The sequence below is a fragment of the Pseudomonas sp. R45(2017) genome, assembly GCF_002112305.1.
Lineage (GTDB): Bacteria > Pseudomonadota > Gammaproteobacteria > Pseudomonadales > Pseudomonadaceae > Aquipseudomonas > Aquipseudomonas paraglycinae.
The window spans coordinates 614,245-630,193 of sequence record NZ_NEHH01000003.1 but is presented as its reverse complement, the minus strand read 5'-3'; the positions used below and the strand labels follow the sequence as shown (position 1 = coordinate 630,193).

General features: G+C 61.5%; 15 protein-coding genes. 9 read left to right on the top strand and 6 right to left on the bottom strand.

What is annotated here, in order from left to right; translation table 11 throughout:
- Positions 1-20: 20 nt before the first annotated feature.
- Positions 21-452 carry a type II secretion system protein N gene (locus CAF74_RS10100; protein WP_085746261.1) on the bottom strand — a complete coding sequence of 144 codons (432 nt, stop codon included), beginning with the start codon at positions 450-452 and terminating at the stop codon, positions 21-23.
- Between the two features lie 132 nt (positions 453-584).
- Here CAF74_RS10100 and gspH point away from each other — a divergent pair, with 132 nt between their 5' ends.
- The gene (gspH, locus tag CAF74_RS10095) at positions 585-1,037 is read left to right on the top strand and encodes a type II secretion system minor pseudopilin GspH (protein WP_011334577.1); all 453 of its coding nucleotides are present in this window, start codon (positions 585-587) and stop codon (positions 1,035-1,037) included.
- Entirely contained in the window at positions 1,034-1,642 is a 609-nt protein-coding gene (locus CAF74_RS10090) for a prepilin-type N-terminal cleavage/methylation domain-containing protein (RefSeq protein ID WP_085746260.1), read from the top strand. Before gspH ends, CAF74_RS10090 begins: the two co-directional genes overlap by 4 nt.
- A gap of 155 nt (positions 1,643-1,797) precedes the next feature.
- Here the strand turns inward: CAF74_RS10090 and CAF74_RS10085 are convergent, their stop codons facing one another.
- The 3 genes from CAF74_RS10085 to CAF74_RS10075 are packed head-to-tail and all read right to left on the bottom strand — an operon-like array spanning position 1,798 to position 3,992.
- Positions 1,798-2,736, bottom strand: coding sequence for a DUF4880 domain-containing protein (locus CAF74_RS10085; protein ID WP_085746259.1), 939 nt, complete (start codon positions 2,734-2,736; stop codon positions 1,798-1,800).
- Between the two features lie 33 nt (positions 2,737-2,769).
- Positions 2,770-3,321, bottom strand: coding sequence for an RNA polymerase sigma factor (locus CAF74_RS10080; protein WP_011334580.1), 552 nt, complete (start codon positions 3,319-3,321; stop codon positions 2,770-2,772).
- Positions 3,318-3,992, bottom strand: a complete 675-nt coding sequence (locus tag CAF74_RS10075; RefSeq protein ID WP_085746258.1) for an STN domain-containing protein — start codon at positions 3,990-3,992, stop codon at positions 3,318-3,320. The genes CAF74_RS10080 and CAF74_RS10075 overlap by 4 nt, the downstream gene beginning before the upstream one ends.
- A gap of 195 nt (positions 3,993-4,187) precedes the next feature.
- Here CAF74_RS10075 and CAF74_RS10070 point away from each other — a divergent pair, with 195 nt between their 5' ends.
- A complete protein-coding gene (locus tag CAF74_RS10070; protein ID WP_085746257.1) occupies positions 4,188-4,502 on the top strand; it encodes a hypothetical protein in 315 nt (104 codons plus the stop codon).
- 121 nt (positions 4,503-4,623) lie between these two features.
- Here CAF74_RS10070 and CAF74_RS10065 read toward each other — a convergent pair whose 3' ends face one another.
- Positions 4,624-5,064, bottom strand: a complete 441-nt coding sequence (locus tag CAF74_RS10065; RefSeq protein WP_085746256.1) for a carboxymuconolactone decarboxylase family protein — start codon at positions 5,062-5,064, stop codon at positions 4,624-4,626.
- A 310-nt stretch (positions 5,065-5,374) separates the two neighbouring features.
- Here CAF74_RS10065 and CAF74_RS10060 point away from each other — a divergent pair, with 310 nt between their 5' ends.
- The 4 genes from CAF74_RS10060 to CAF74_RS10045 all read left to right on the top strand — a co-directional run bounded on the left by CAF74_RS10060 (position 5,375) and on the right by CAF74_RS10045 (position 8,744).
- A complete protein-coding gene (locus CAF74_RS10060) occupies positions 5,375-6,811 on the top strand; it encodes a PLP-dependent aminotransferase family protein (protein WP_085746255.1) in 1,437 nt (478 codons plus the stop codon).
- 120 nt (positions 6,812-6,931) lie between these two features.
- Entirely contained in the window at positions 6,932-7,225 is a 294-nt protein-coding gene (locus tag CAF74_RS10055; protein ID WP_085746254.1) for a putative quinol monooxygenase, read from the top strand.
- Positions 7,226-7,382: 157 nt separating this feature from the next.
- A complete protein-coding gene (locus CAF74_RS10050; RefSeq protein ID WP_085746253.1) occupies positions 7,383-7,802 on the top strand; it encodes a cupin domain-containing protein in 420 nt (139 codons plus the stop codon).
- Positions 7,803-8,030: 228 nt separating this feature from the next.
- On the top strand, positions 8,031-8,744 hold the full coding sequence (locus CAF74_RS10045) for an ATPase (RefSeq protein ID WP_085746252.1): 714 nt from the start codon (positions 8,031-8,033) through the stop codon (positions 8,742-8,744).
- Positions 8,745-9,013: 269 nt separating this feature from the next.
- Here the strand turns inward: CAF74_RS10045 and CAF74_RS10040 are convergent, their stop codons facing one another.
- Positions 9,014-13,906: an NAD-glutamate dehydrogenase gene (locus tag CAF74_RS10040; RefSeq protein ID WP_085746251.1), complete on the bottom strand. Its 4,893-nt coding sequence runs from the start codon at positions 13,904-13,906 to the stop codon at positions 9,014-9,016.
- A 516-nt stretch (positions 13,907-14,422) separates the two neighbouring features.
- Between CAF74_RS10040 and CAF74_RS10035 the strand changes: the two genes are divergently transcribed.
- Positions 14,423-14,776, top strand: coding sequence for a hypothetical protein (locus tag CAF74_RS10035; RefSeq protein ID WP_003225678.1), 354 nt, complete (start codon positions 14,423-14,425; stop codon positions 14,774-14,776).
- A gap of 211 nt (positions 14,777-14,987) precedes the next feature.
- The gene (locus CAF74_RS10030; protein ID WP_011334589.1) at positions 14,988-15,947 is read left to right on the top strand and encodes a MoxR family ATPase; all 960 of its coding nucleotides are present in this window, start codon (positions 14,988-14,990) and stop codon (positions 15,945-15,947) included.
- Positions 15,948-15,949 lie beyond the last annotated feature (2 nt).

Genomic DNA, 15,949 nt, shown 5'->3' with positions numbered 1-15,949 from the left:
CCTAGCCACAGGGTTGTCTTTCAGAGAAGGCTGAGCCGACGCCGGTCCGGGCCTTGCGGCAGTCTGTCCACGGCCAGCCGCTGCGGCTCGCCGCCCTGCTCGGTCACCACCGCATCGACTTCCACCGCCAGCAGTTTCACCCCGGCACTGATGCGCTCGCCTTGCAGGAAGCTCTGCGGCGGTCCGTCGTTGAGGCTGAGGATCGCCACCGCACCGCGGCTCCCCGCCATCACGCCGCTGACCTTGATCTCCACCGGCGCCGTGCGGTTGGAAAACCATTGCAACGCGGGATTGTCACTGCGCGCAGCGAGCAATTGCGGGGTGGCGGCCGGGGTGTGGGATTCGGCGGTGGTCAGGAGCAGGGATGACCAGGTGGCGATGCCGACCAGGGCGGTCAGCAGTGCGGCGGCCTGGATGATTTGGGGGGGTGAAAAGCGTGCGGTGTATCTCATGGGCTGAATCTCCTTTTAGTCCCGGTGACCAGACTACGCGGCAATTCTCACGGTTTTATTTCACACGCCTTACATGTTGGCCGTGCAGGATGGTTTTTTGGACGGGGCTGGACGCAAGGGAGTGCGCATTCGATGAACCGGTGCAGGCAGCAGGGTTTTACGCTGATCGAGTTGATGGTGGTGCTGGTGATCATTGGCATCGCCAGTGCGGCGATCAGTTTGAGTATCAAGCCCGATCCGTTGCAGTTGCTGCGCAAGGACGCCGAGCGCGTGGCGCAGTTGCTGCAGATTGCCCAGGCTGAGGCTCGGGCGGATGGCCGGCCGATTGCGTGGTTGAGTGATGGCAAGGGGTTTCGGTTCAGTCGGCGTAGCGACAGTGGCAAAGGTTTTGATCATTTCGATCGGGACCCGCAGTTGCGGCCGCGTCCCTGGCAGAGTCCGAAGCTGGAGGTGCGGGTGGAGCCGAAGCAGAAAGTGGTGCTGAACGCGGAGTGGATCAATCCGCCGCTGCAGTTGACGCTGTCTGACGGGCTCAATCGGTTGAGTGTGCTGCGGGATGCTTCGGGCCGGATTAGCGTGCAATGAACAGACAACAAGGTTTTACGCTGATCGAGGTGATGGTCGCGATTCTGTTGATGGCGGTGGTCAGTTTGATTGCCTGGAAGGGGCTGGACAGTGTCACCCGCGCCGACAGCCATTTGCAGGCCAGTGGTGAGCAGAGTGACAGCCTGTTGCGGGCGTTGAATCAGATGCAACGGGATGTGGAGATGCGCGCCGGGATCGAGCTGACGGAGCCGAAGAAGGTCGGCACCGAGGATGAGCCGGCGACGGCGCCGCCTGCCGTTACGGTGCGCAGCAGTGACAGCAAGGGGTTTCGGCTGGACATTATTCGGAGTGCGGCGGATCAGCCGGGGGCTTTGCAGCGGGTGCGCTGGTGGCTCAAGGGGGACACGTTGTATCGCGCGGTGGCGCCGGCGCGCAGTCGCTATCCGTTGCCTGCTCCGACTGCGGGGGTTGCGGTGTTGGGTGAGGTGAGTGATTTGCAGGTGCGGGTTTGGGAGATGGATAAGGGGTGGCGGCAGTTGAGTGGGAATCGACGGGAGGATCCGTTGGGGTTGGAGGTACGGTTGACTCGGGAGACGGCGCAGGGGGTGGAGAAGTATCGGCAGGTGATGGGGCCGTTGCAGTAATTGAAGTCACCGAGGTCCCTGTGGGAGCTGCGGTGCGACGATTCGACTTGCCAGCGATGGGGCCTTCACATCCAACATCTCATTGCCTGACATACCGCTATCGCTGGCAAGCCAGCTCCCACAGGGTTTTAGGGTGTTTGTGGCTGTTGTGTGAGTTAGCTGAGGACGACTACGCCGCCCGGCAACTCGGTGCATTTGACGCCGTAGGCATCGCGGATCAGCGCGCCGACGCCGGCCAGTTGGTCGAGGGAGAAACGTGCTTGTACGCGGCGTTGGCCGAGTTCGCGGTTGAGCAGCAACAACATGCCTGGGCGGTAGCGGTTGATCTCGTCGATCATCTGGTTCAGGGTCGCGCCGTTGAACACCAGGACCTGTTGGCGCCAGTTCATCACCGCCGCCGTATCGACGCTTTGCACGGTGCCAACCTGTTGCGCGTCGTAGGTCAGTTGCTGGCCCGGTTCCAGGCGCAGGCTGCGGCCTTCGACTTCCACGTCCACAGCGCCATCGAGGCACGTCACGCACACCTGCTGATCGAGGTTGCGCAGGTTGAACCGCGCCCTGCTCGCCCGCAACCAACCGCCACCGGCCTGCATCGCCATCGGCAGCCGCGCGGTCTGCACTTCGACTTCGCCACTGACCAATTCAAAGCCCTGCACGCCCTCATCCACCGAACGCTGGTTGATGCGGGTCTGGGTGTTCAGTTCCAGGCTCAGGCCATCGGCCGGTTCGACCCGGCGTTGCTGGCCGACTTCGGTGATGTAATCCGCGCCAAGCCCGGAGAACCCGCCCGGAATCGTGCCGCGCACCAGCAGGAACGCCGCCGATGCGGCAATCGCGCCGCCAAGAAACGCCCTTCGTCCAAACCGTCGTGGCGCCTGTGTAGCTTCGGCCGCCGGTTGCAGCAGGTGCCACAACGCCTTGCACTCTTCGAAGGCGCGCGCATGTTCGGGGCTTTGCGCGCACCACTGGCGCAGCGCTCGGGCGTCGGCGACCGTGGCGCGGCCGGAGGTCAGCAGGATCAGCCAGTCGCGGGCTTCGCTTTGCAGACGCTCGGCAGGCGTGGGCTCGGCAGGTGTCAGACGGAAGATGTTCAAACGCGCAGGTACTCGACGGGTTGATCGGGAGCTTCATTCACTAGACGGTTTTCCGGCCCCGCGACCGAACCGCTGAAACACTTTTCTTTCCAGTTTGGCCGCGCAGTGTCCGAGGGCAGCCTTGATTTCCTTCTCGACCATGCGCGTGGAGATGCCGAATCGCTGGGAGATTTCCAGGTGCGGCGCTTCTTCCAGGCGTGCGGCGATGAAGATCCGACGGCGCCGGGCCGGCAGCTCGTAGAGGGCGCTGAGCAGGGACTGGATTTCCTTCTGGCCGCCGACCACGCGCATCGGGTCGAGCGCTTCGTCGCTGACTTGCAACAGTTCTTCGACTTCGCTGCCGGTGAGCAGCCGCGCATCGGCCTGGCGGCGGTCGGCGGCGATGTTCAGGGCCATGCGATAGAGGTAGGCGTTGGGCCGCAGCAGGTTCGGCGGCGCTTCCATGCGGTCGACCCGCAGGTAGGTTTCGTGCAGCACGTCGTTGGCCAGGTCCTCCGAGCCGAGACGGCGTCGCAGGCGCACCCGAAAGTCCTCGTAGGACGTCAGGAACAGCTGGACCATCGAACTTTGTCCGGCGTCTTTCATCCCCCGGAAACTCCTTCCCATTGTGTGCATTCCATGCGCTTTCCTGACGATTCGGGTAACAACAGCAACGTGACTGGCTGGCGCAATGCGCCGGGTGTCGGCCGGTCGATCTTGAGCGTGTGAAAACTGTCTACCAGCGCTGCATCGCGCCGAACATCGCCGGTCGAAGTGACCAACCGGTTGTGCTGCACCACGCCGTCGCGGCCGATCCACAATTGCAACACCGCGCGAAAACTGCCGGGCCGGGTCAGCGGCGAGCGGCACAGGTTGCGTTCGATCGCGGCCTGCACCGCGGTGGCGTAACTGCGGTTGACGGCTGCACTGGCGGGGGTCGGTTTCTCCGCCGGCATTGGCACTTCCTCGACTTGCGCAACCTGCAAGGTGAACGCGTCGTCGCGGCTGTACTTGGCCATCAAGCCGCTGCCGCCGAGCATCCGGCGCAATGCTTCGGCGGCGGTGAATTCACCGTCCACCGCCAATGAGCGTCGACCGCGACTCAACTGGCTGTCGACCAGCACCGCCATGCCGGTGGCGCGGCTGAACTGTTCGAGGGCGTGGGCCAGTTCCTGGGCCGGGATGTGCAGCGTCATGCGCATCGTCGCCGGCACCGGGTCGGCGCTGGCGCGGCTCAGAAACAAGCCAAGCAGCAGCCCCAGACAGAGCTGGCGCATGAGCGCTGAGCGCACAACATCCTCCCTGGCACGGCCTCGCTGCACGGCTGATGTATCCCTGAAAACCGTCATCCTGAGGGCTGTTTATGAATCTGGTGTGACGGCCACTGCAAAAAAACCATCACGGGATCGGCGCGACCGTTGCACTAGACTCTGGAGCCAGAGCGGCCCCTTCGGGCCGGCCAGGAGGCACGCATGAAATCAGTCTGGAAAGTCGTCTTCGGCGGGTTGTTGCTGACGGTGTTGGGCGGTGCGCACGCGGAGGAGCCGCTGGGCTGCGTCGAGGTGACGGTGGGTGGCTACAAGGCGCCGAATTACGATTGCCTGAGCCAGCAGATGGGCAACAACCCCAATGGCGCGGCGGCTGCGCAGAAGAATCAGGAAGCGATGAATGTGCCGGTCAACAAGCGCCCGCCGAATCAGGTGGGGCTGGCGACGCCGGCGGCCACGAGTACGCGGATGGGCAACACGTTTGGTACGTCGGTGAAACCGCAACGGCCACCGAACTAGTTTCGTAGATCGTTCCCACGCTCTGCGTGGGAATGCAGCCCGTGACGCTCTGCGTCACTGCACGCGGAGCGTCCCCAGAGGCATTCCCACGCGGAGCGTGGGAACGATCGAGGTCTGGAGTTCAGTCGCTAGGAATCTGGCGGAAGCTCACCGCCAGGCGATTCCAGCTGTTGATAGTGCTGACAGCCATGGTCAGGTCCACCAGTTCGGTTTCGCTGAACTGTTCCCGCGCCTGCTGGTAAACATCGTCAGGCACCCGGCTATCCGCCAGCAGCGTCACCGCCTCGGTCCAGGCCAGTGCGGCCCGCTCGCGCAGGTTGAAGAAGCCGCTGTCGCGCCAGACCGCGATGGCGTACAAGCGCCGATCCGTCTCCCCTGCCCGCCGTGCTTCCACCGAGTGCATGTCGGTGCAGAACGCGCAGCCGTTGAGTTGCGAGGCGCGGATCTTGATCAGGTGCAGCAGCGGCGGTTCGATGCTCAGGCTGCTGGTCAGCGCTTCCAGGGCGATCATCGCTTTCATGGCTTTGGGTGAAGCGCTGTAGTAATCCAGACGCGGGGACATGGGCGGGCCTCGGGCAGCAGAAGAGTGATTTCACGGTAGGCGCTGGTTGGGCAACGTTACAGCCCCAATTCCACGAAAAAATCGCAGACCACTGATTCAAGTAAAACAACATTTCTGTGGGAGCTGGCTTGCCAGCGATGGGGCAATCACATTCAACATAGATGTCAGCAGATACACCGCTATCGCTGGCAAGCCAGCTCCCACAGGGCCCTATGCCAATTTGGGGGATTTGCACTACGCAACTTCTGTCGATACTGCATTCGGGAGTAATCTGGCCGGCACACTCAATCGCCCGGAGCGCCCCGTCGGTATGGAACTTCATGTCGTGATCAACGGCCGCAAGGATCTGGCCGGTCAGTTGTATCAGCAGCTGCGGGGCGCCATTGAATCCGGGCGTCTGGCCGCCGGCACGCAACTGCCGCCGAGCCGCTTGCTCGCCGAGCAACTGGGGATTTCGCGCAAGACCATTTCCGACACCTACGCGCAGCTGACTTACGAAAACTTCCTCACCGGCGTCATCGGCAAAGGCACCTACGTCAACGCTCGCGCCACGCCGGTGCAGCGCAAGCAAAGTCATTCCGAGCTGGCCAGTGCCGAGGTGATCGAGAGCTGGTGCAACCTGCCGGTGTTCCTGCGCCACCCGACGCTGGAAGGCTCGCTGCGTTACGACTTCATCGGCGGCGCCACCAGCAAAGGCCAGTTCCCCCACGATGACTGGCGCCGCTGTGTCTCTCACGCCATGCGGCAAATGGCGGGTTCCAAGGGCTTCTACAGCGTGGCGGAAGGCTTGCCGGCGCTGCGCAATGCGATTGCCCGGCACATCGCGTTTTCCCGTGGCGTGAACTGCCAGGACGAAGACATTGTGGTGTGCAACGGCGCACAGCAGGCGCTGGACCTGATCGCCCGGGTGCTGCTGCGCCCCGGCAGCCTGGTGGCGATGGAAGATCCGGGTTATCCGCCGGCGCGGTTGCTGTTCGGCACTCACGGCGCCACCGTGGTCGGGGTGCCGGTGGATGCGGAAGGGATTCAGGTCGAGCAGATTCCCGATGGCACGCGGTTGATCTACGTGACGCCGTCGCACCAGTTCCCGCTGGGCATGCCGATGAGCCACGCCCGGCGCGAGGCCTTGCTGGCCCGGGCCTACGAGCTGGGCGCGATCATCATCGAGGACGACTATGACAGCGAGTTCCGCTACGAGGGCCGACCGACCGATTCGCTGCACAAGCTCGATCAGCGCGGCATCGTCGCCTACGTCGGCACCTTCTCGAAAACCCTGCTGCCGGAGCTGCGACTGGGCTACGCGATCCTGCCGCCGGCGATCCTCGAAGCGGTGATCCGCGCCAAGCAACTGACCGATCTGCACGCTTCCACCCTGCCGCAATGGGCGCTGGCCAAGTTCATCGCCGAAGGCTGTCTGCTCAAGCACATCCGCCGCTGCCACACCATTTATGCCCAGCGCCGCGAGCGGATCCTGGCGCGCATGGCCACCGACCTGTCGCCGTGGCTGCAAGCCGTGCCGCCCAGCGCGGGGTTTCATATGGCGGTGTTCTGCAAGGTGCCGATCGACTTGCCGCTGGTGATCGAACTGGCGAAAAAGGTCGAAGTCGGGCTGTACGCCATCGATGGCTTCTATTACCAGCAGCCGGCCAGAAGCGGGATGTACTTCGGTTTCGGCGCCATCGAGACGCTGGACATAGACATCGCCCTCGACCGCCTGCGCGACATTCTGCAACAGGTCGTGGGTTAGATTGGCCTAAACGATTAACCGCCGATTGGTTATTGGTGATCCGGGGGTGCAGGCCTATCCTGCACAAGCGTTATCCCTCAATGAGCAGGATTCGTCCGGCCTGATTCAGGAGTGTGAGCAATGTCCGACGAAGTGATCAACACCGTACAGGTGCAGGCTGCCGCCGGCCGATCGGAGGAGCTGGGCAAGCAGTTGCAGAAGATCGTCGAAACCCTGCGCGAAACGCCGGGCTGCGATTCCTACATGGTCGACCGCTGCCCCGAGGACAGCCACCGCTGGACGGTCAGCGCCCGCTGGCAGTCGGAAGCGGCAATGCAGGCGCATTTCAATCGCCCGGAAGCCCAGGGCTTCATCGACCTGATCGACAGCCGTCTGGCCAATAGCGTGGATTTCAACTCCTTTCCGATCGTTTGACTTACGGACGCCATCGCTGGCTTGCCAGCGATGGCGTATTTGAATGCGCTGCAATCCCCCAGATTGGTCACCCGAACTTCCCGAATATTGGCCGTTTGAATACCCCGGCCCGCGGACTACTGTGATCACCGACTCCCCCACTTATCAGGTGATCACCATGAAAGTCCTGCACTTGCTTGCCGCCCCGCTCGCCGCTCTGGCCCTCACCATCAGCGCTTCGGCACTGGCCCACGGCACCGATTCCCCATCCGAGAAAATCTCGGTGCTGCAGGATCAGATGCTGAAAAACGTCCCCGGCAAAAAAGCCATGATGATCGAAGTCGATTACAAACCCGGCCAGTCCTCGATAGCCCACAAACACGACGGCACCGCCATGGCCTACGTGCTCGAAGGCGAGATCGTTTCCCAGGTCAAAGGTGAGCAACCGATCACCTACAAGAAGGGTCAGTATTGGTATGAGCCGGCCGGTTCCGAGCATTTGATCTCGAAAAACGCCAGCAAGAGCAAACCGGCCAAATTGCTGGTGTTCATGGTGCTGTCGCCCGATGAGAAAGTATTGATCCCCCTGGAAAACTGATTGCTGTTACGTCAGCCATAAATAAAAACGCTCAAATCGTCGATTTGGGCGTTTTTAATGCTGGCCGCAATTAACCTGCCCGGCTTACAGCAAATAAAACTATTGGCCTCCTGATAACTTCACTGATTGGTCGTTTCATAAAACCGCCACAGGTTTAGTCTGATTCAACTGCCACAAACAGTGGCAACTTAAACTTTCCGACTGAAGTTGTTTCACGGGAGAAACACCATGAAACCTGCGTTCGCCAGCACTCTGTTCCTTTCACTGCTGACACTGACGGCCTGCTCGGTACCCACCGCGCCCAAAGCGGTATCGTCGCTCGACACCCTGCTGCCCCACCCGGTGGGCCGCAGCCACATGACCACCGTGAAGGCCGGCCCGGGCGTGTCGCTCGGCGTGATTTACAGCCCGAGCACCCAGACCAACCGCGACTACCTGCGCAACTACCAGGCCAACGCCGGCACCGGTTTCGGCCAGAGCCTGCTGGTGCAGCCGATCCACGACGCCTACGTCGCCACCTCGAAACCGGACATGGCGGTGGATTGGGTGAAAGCTTCGCTGCAACGCCAGTTCGGCTCGGTGACGGTGTACCCGGACATGCAGAGCCTGCGTGCGGCGAATCCGGACGTGGTGGCGATCGTCGACACTCACAGCCAGTTGATTACGTCGCGCAGTTCGGACGTCAAGGCGGATGTGAGCGCGGACTTTTATGACGGGAAGTTCAACTATATCGGCACGGCCCAAGGAACGGATGCCAGAGCCTTGAGTCCGTTATGGGCGGATTACAAACGTTCGGAAGATATCGTGGCGGATATTAATGAACAGCAGAATGTGCAAGTTCGGGCGCTGCAGAAGTTTGACCAGTCGCTCAGTAATTTATTGACCAGGTCGGCAGGTAATGTGTCGATGCTTGAGAGTAAACAAGGTCTTAATGTGCGGTGATAGTTAGATTGCTGCCCTTACCCTAGCCCTCTCCCGGAGAGAGAGGGAACTGACCGAGTGGTCTTGGCGAAATACATCGACCTGTTATTTCTGAGTCGAACTCAGGCTTGAACAGCATGAAGATCGACTCCCTTTCCCCCTCGCCCCCCTGGGGGAGAGGGCTGGGGTGAGGGGGTTGGTTCTGTGCATCAACACATCAATATCGCCGAACACAGGCATGAAAAAGCCCCGCCTCTTTCGAAAGCGGGGCTTTTTCATTCAACGGCTACTCAAGCAAGCTCAAGCTCCGCAGTCGCCGCAGCAGGCACAACTGCCTGACCGCTCAGCGCCACGTCGTTCAGCTCACGGTTGGCCACCGCATACATGGCGTAGTCGGTGCCGCTCGCGGCACGGATTTCCACCAGCATGGCGCGCCAGCGTTCGATCATGGCGTCGTTCTGCTTCATCCACAGTGCCAGACGGGTTTCCACGTCCGAATCACCGCCGCCCGCTTGCAGAACGGCGATGGTGATCGCGCGTTGCTGCCAGTCGACGTCGTCGCGGAACGCTTCACGGGCCAGGGCCTGCCAGTTGTTTTCAACCGGCAAGGCGCTGATCTGCGAAATGTACCAGGTGATGTCCAGCGCGCTGCCCACGGCGAAGTACGCCTTGGCCACTTCGGCTGGATCCTGACCGGTCACGTCGGCCGCTTCGATGATCGGCAGCAGCGTGTAGAGGTGGGTCGTACCCGCCACCATACGCGCCAGCAGTTCCGGTACACCGGCGGCGACGTACGCCTGATAACGCTCTTGCCAGTTTTCGCGGATTTCGCCGCTCAGCAGCTCGTCCAGCTTCAGGCCCAGCTCTTTCAGGTGCGGACCGAAATGCGCGACGTCACGGGCAGCGTTCTGCTCGTTGCGGCGGGCACGCAGGAACCAGCGCGTAGCGCGACGGCCCAGACGCATCAGCTCGTCCATCAGCTCCAGCTGCACGTCAGCGGAAACCTGATAGTCCAGCGCTTCGATCTGACGGAACCAGTGCGGGAGGTGGAAGATGTCGCGCACGATCACGTAAGCGCCAGCCACATTCGCCGGGGTCATGCCGGTAGACTCTTTGAGCCTTTGAACGAAGGTGATGCCCATGTGGTTGACCAGATCGTTGGCGATCTGGGTGCTGACGATCTCGCGCTTCAGGCGATGACGACGCATGGCTTCGGAGAACTTGCTGACCAGGGTCGGCGGGAACGCCGTTTCCATGTCGCGGGTCAGGTAGTCATCATCCGGCACCAGGGAGCCCAGCAGCTGCTCCTTGAGGTCGATCTTGCTGTACGAGATCAGCACCGACAGCTCAGGACGGGTCAGGCCATGGCCTTCGGCAACGCGTTCGGCCAGTTGCTCTTCGGTCGGCAGGAACTCGATGGCGCGATCCAGCTTGCCACGGCCTTCCAGGTCGCTCATCAGACGCTTGTACTCAGCGATGCGCGCATAAGCGCGGCGGGCCGCCAGGGACAGGGCCTGAGTCTGCTTGTAGTTGTTGCCCAGCACCAGACCACCGACTTCGTCGGTCATGCTCGCCAGCAACTGGTTGCGTTGCTTGTCGGTCATGTCGCCGGCCTGAACCACTTCGTTCAGCAGGATCTTGATGTTCACTTCGTGGTCGGAGCAGTCCACGCCACCGGCGTTGTCGATGAAGTCGGTGTTGGAACCGCCGCCATTGAGACCGAACTCCACACGACCCAGTTGGGTCATGCCGAGGTTACCGCCCTCGCCCACCACTTTGCAGCGCAGTTCGTTGCCGTTCACGCGCAGCGCATCGTTGGCCTTGTCGCCGACATCGGCGTGGCTTTCGGTGCTGGCTTTGACGTAAGTACCGATACCGCCGTTCCACAGCAGATCCACCGGCGCCTTGAGCAAGGCGTTCAGCAGTTCGGTCGGGGTCAGCTTGTCGGCCTGGATGTCGAAGCGCTCTTTCATCTGTGGCGAGATGGCGATGCTCTTCGCGCTGCGCGAGAAGATGCCGCCGCCTTCGGACATGATGCTGGTGTCGTAGTCGGTCCAGGCCGAACGCGGCAGATCGAACATGCGCTGACGCTCGGCGAAGCTGGTGGCCGGATCCGGGTTCGGGTCGATGAAGATGTGCATGTGGTTGAACGCGGCAACCAGTTGCAGCTTGTCGGACATCAACAGGCCGTTACCGAACACGTCACCGGCCATGTCACCCACGCCGACTACGGTGATGCTGTCTTCCTGGACATTGATGCCGCGCTCGCGGAAGTGGCGCTGAACGCCAACCCACGCGCCCTTGGCGGTGATGCCCATTTTCTTGTGGTCGTAACCAGCCGAACCACCGGACGCGAATGCGTCACCCAGCCAGAAGCCGTAGTCGATGGCGATGCCGTTGGCGATGTCGGAGAAGGTTGCAGTGCCTTTGTCCGCCGCGACCACCAAGTACGGGTCATCGTCGTCATGCCGCACGACGTTGGCCGGCGGTACCAGTTTGCCGTCCTTCAGGTTGTCGGTGATGTCCAACAGGCCCGAAATGAAGATGCGGTAGCAGGCGATGCCCTCGGCCGCGATCTCGTCACGGCTGCCGCCCAGTGGCAGGCGACGCGGCAGGAAGCCGCCCTTCGCACCCACCGGCACGATGACCGAGTTTTTAACTTGCTGGGCTTTTACCAGGCCGAGGACTTCGGTACGGAAGTCTTCTTCACGGTCGGACCAGCGCAGACCACCGCGAGCGACGTTGCCGAAGCGCAGGTGCACGCCTTCGACGCGTGGCGAGTAAACGAAGATCTCGAACTTCGGAACCGGTTTCGGCAGTTCAGGAATCAAGTGCGGGTTGAACTTGAAGCTGAAGTACGACTTGTTCTGGCCGTTGGCGTCGGTCTGGTAGAAGTTGGTCCGCAGGGTCGCTTTGATCAGGTCCAGGTAACGACGCAGGATGCGGTCTTCGTTGAGGACCTGAACGTCGTCCAGCGCGGTCAGAATCGCCTGTTCCAGACGTTGTTGCTTGTCGTCCAGATCATCGCTGCCGAGCTTGCGGGCCAGGTAGAAACGGGTCTTGAACAACCGGGTCAGTTCGCGAGCGATGTCGGTGTGGTTGTTCAGGGTGCTGGCGATGTAGCCGAGGTCGAAGCCCAGGCGGATCTGCTTCAGGTAGCGGGCGTAGGCACGCAGCAGCGCAACGTCGCGCCATGGCAGGCCGGCGGTCAGCACCAGACGGTTGAACGCATCGTTCTCGGCATCGCCACGGACGATGTGGACGAACGCGTCCTGCAGGGTGTCGTTGAGTTGCTGGATGTCCAGGTCCAGACCTTCGGCGGCGGTGAACGCGAAGTCGTGGATCCAGAACTCGCGACCGTTGGTATGACGCAGACGGTACGGGAATTCACCCAGCACGCGCAGACCGAGGTTTTCCAGGATCGGCAGTACGTCGGACAGTGCCAGCGGGGTGTCGGCGTGGTACAGCTTGCAATGCAGCTCGCGCTGGCCGGAGACCTGGCCCAGCGGCTGATAGAAGCTCATCACCAGTGGATTTTTTTCGTTCAGGCTCAGCAGGTGCTGCATGTCGACCACGGCCGAATGCGCCGCGAAACGCTCGCGATAGCCAGCCGGGAAGCCTTTCGGGAAGTCTGCCAGCACGTTGGTGCCGTGGGCTTCGCCGAAGGTTTCAACGGTCAGGGCTGCGTAGTCGTCCTGCCAACTGCGGCAAGCCTGGATGACTTCGTTTTCCAGTTGCAGCGGGTCGATGTCGATGCGGTTTTTCGGGTCGACGCGCAGAATCAGTTGCACGCGGGCCAGCACGGACTCGGAGAAGAACGTCCAGAATTCGCAGTCGGAGGCTTTCAGGCGCTCCATCAGCACTTGCTGGATCTTCTGGCGAACTTCGGTGGAGTAGATGTCGCGCGGCACGTAGGCCAGGCAGTAGCAGAAACGACCGTACGGGTCTTTGCGCAGGAACACGCGGATCTTGTTGCGTTCCTGGATCTGCACGATCGACATCACGGTGTTGAACAGTTCGTCGACCGGGGTCTGGAACAGGTCGTCACGCGGCAGCACTTCCAGGACCTGAGCCAATTCCTTGCCCAGGTGAGCCTTGGCCTGGAAGCCCGAGCGACGCTCGATCTCTTCGACCTTGCGGCGGATGAACGGGATGACACGTACGCTTTCGCCATACACCGACGAGGTGTACAGGCCCATGAAGCGGTGTTCCTTGATCACTTTGCCGTCGGCATCGATTTCGCGAATCGACACGTAGTCCGGGTAAGCCGGACGGTGCACGCGGCTCGGGTGCGCGGCCTTGGCGAACGACAGCAGGGTCGGTTCGCGCAGGTATTTCACGGCATAGTCTTCGATGTGGCGGTCTTCGTTGGTCAGACCGGTGCGCAGCATCTTGGTCAGGCCGAGGAACGAATTCTGGTCGTATTCGATGTGGCCGCCATCGGCCTGATCGACAACGGTGAATTCTTCGTAGCCGAGGAAGGTGAAGTGGTTGCCCACCAGCCATTCCAGGAAGCTCTTGATTTCGGTCTTCTCGTCGGCATCGACGGCGAATGCGCTGTTATCGAGCTTGGTGAGGATTTCCTGCACCTTGGCCTTCATCGGCTCGAAATCGGAGACCGCGACGCGGACTTCACCCAGAACCTGTTCCAGTTCCTTGCTCAGCACATTCAATTCGGCCGCATTGGCGCAGCGGTCGATTTCCAGGTACATCAGCGACTCGTGCAGAACGCCTTCGCCGGTGGTGCCTTTTGGCAGGATTTCCAGCAACTCGCCCTTGCTGCCACGACGCACGCTGAGCACGGTGGTCTGCAGGGTGTGGATGCTGTAGCCGCGACGGTTCAGCTCGGTACGCACCGAGTCCACCAGGAACGGCAAGTCATGGTGCAGCACTTCGACCGCGGTGTGGGTCGACTGCCAGCCGTGACGTTCGTAATCGGGGTTGTAGACGCGCACTTGCGGTTGCGCGTGATCGAAGCGCTCAAGCAGGCGCCACGCAGAGAGAGTACAGCCAGCGAGGTCGGAGAGGCGACGTTGGGTCAGCTCGTCCAGGGAAATGATGCCGAAGAATTGTTCAGCGAACAGCGCCACTTGTGGCAGTGCCTGTTCACTGATGTGCTGCGCCAGTGCCGCTTGCAGTTGGTGCTGGAAGTCGGCTTTGCTGGCTGCGGTGAAGAACGCCATCTGTGGTACTCCGCTTGGGCTTGTTATTGATGGAAAGCGTCGCGTGCAAAACCCCTTTCGGGGCGTTCCGTCGCCCTGTTCCTGATTCTCGGGCAGAGGAAACAGGGTGACAGGTGGGTGAAGCTGGACGAGACACTCAGGTCACATTCACCTTCCATGAATGGGCATCTGCAAAAACGACTGCCCGGCGCCGCTCGCGGGGCCATGGCAATGCCTTTACGGGTGCTCATCCGTTGCGCAGCTTAATGGGTGCGACAATGTGTCTGCTTGCGGTGCTGCGACATATTCGGTCATTGGCACGTAAACCAAGGCCTGCGCATCGGTAAACACTAGCATTCATGGGGCGGAACGCCGGTCTGAATGCCCGTTTTTACGGTACAGGCGTGCCAGGAATGACCATTGACCTGTGTCGCGTTCACGACACATCCTCTGACACTCTCACATGCAGAAATTCCCGGGGGCTGGCAGAATCGCGCCCAATTGCGACCAACAAGCCCGCCGAGGCAGGAATTCCCCATGCAAATGACCACCGCCCTTTTGATCGTCAACCCGTGCGACGACGAAGAAGACAACATGGCCATGCTCTGCTGCCACAGCGACAAGGGCGACATGTTCCTGATGAGCCGCTACCCGGACGAGGACGAGCTGGAGATCACGCTGGATGGCGAGCCGTCGACCCTTGACGGCGTGAAAGTCACCCTGACCAAGACCCTGCTGAAGATCGAAATCGCGGCAGCGGATGCCGATGCGTTGAACGGGGATGATGTGCTGGAAATCACTTTCAATCCGGACATGGTGGATCTGGCTGAAGTCGAGGAAACCCTGAAGAACATTCTTGATGGTACTGGCACCTATATCAGCCAGATTTGATGGCATCTGGGCCGGCCCTTTCGCGAGCGAAAGGGCCCGAAAGAACACCGCACCTCCCCCGCCCTACAAAATTCCAACAATTGCCCCGGTCATTTCCCGCACTTTGCGCAAAATGCCGTTAGTCGCCACCCCCTGCGATGGATTAAAGTAACGCCCCCAGCCCCGGCGTTATCCGAACGCCTGTGGCCACCCTTTCCAGGAACAGTCATCGATGGAACATCGTGAAGCGCTGCTGGCGCTGCGAACCTTTCTTTCAACGCAGATTCTCGGCCAGGAAAAACTCATCGAGCGCTTGCTCATCGCCCTGCTCGCCGACGGCCACATGCTGGTCGAGGGCGCTCCGGGTCTGGCCAAGACCAAAGCGATCAAAGAGCTCGCCGAGGGCATCGAAGCCCAGTTCCATCGCATTCAGTTCACCCCGGACCTGCTGCCCGCCGACATCACCGGCACCGAGATCTATCGCCCGGAAACCGGCAGCTTCGTGTTCCAGCAAGGCCCGATCTTCCACAACCTGGTGCTGGCGGACGAAATCAACCGTGCCCCGGCCAAGGTGCAATCGGCGCTGCTGGAAGCCATGGCCGAACGTCAGGTCAGTGTCGGGCGCAGTACATACGAGCTGTCGCCGCTGTTCCTGGTGATGGCCACGCAGAACCCGATCGAGCAGGAAGGCACCTATCCGTTGCCCGAAGCCCAGCTCGACCGCTTCCTGATGCACGTGAAAATGGGCTTCCCGGATGCCGCCGTCGAGCGTCGGATCCTGCAACAGGCCCGCGGCGAAGCCCTGAACGGCGAAACCAAGCCCGAACGCCGGGTCAGCCAGCAGGCGATCTTCGCCGCGCGCAAGGAAATCCTTGGCTTGTACATGGCGGACGCGGTCGAGGAATACCTGGTGCAACTGGTCATGGCCACGCGCAACCCGGCCAAGTTCGACCCGGAAATGGCCGAGTGGATTGCCTACGGCGCCAGCCCGCGCGGCTCGATCGCCCTCGACCGCTGCGCCCGCGCCCACGCCTGGCTGGCCGGTCGCGACTTCGTCAGCCCGGAAGACATCCAGGCGGTGCTGTTCGACGTGTTGCGTCACCGCATCATTCTGTCGTTTGAAGCCGAAGCCGCTGGCATCGATCAGGATCGCGTGGTGCAACGGATTCTCGACGTCGTAGCCGTCGCTTGACC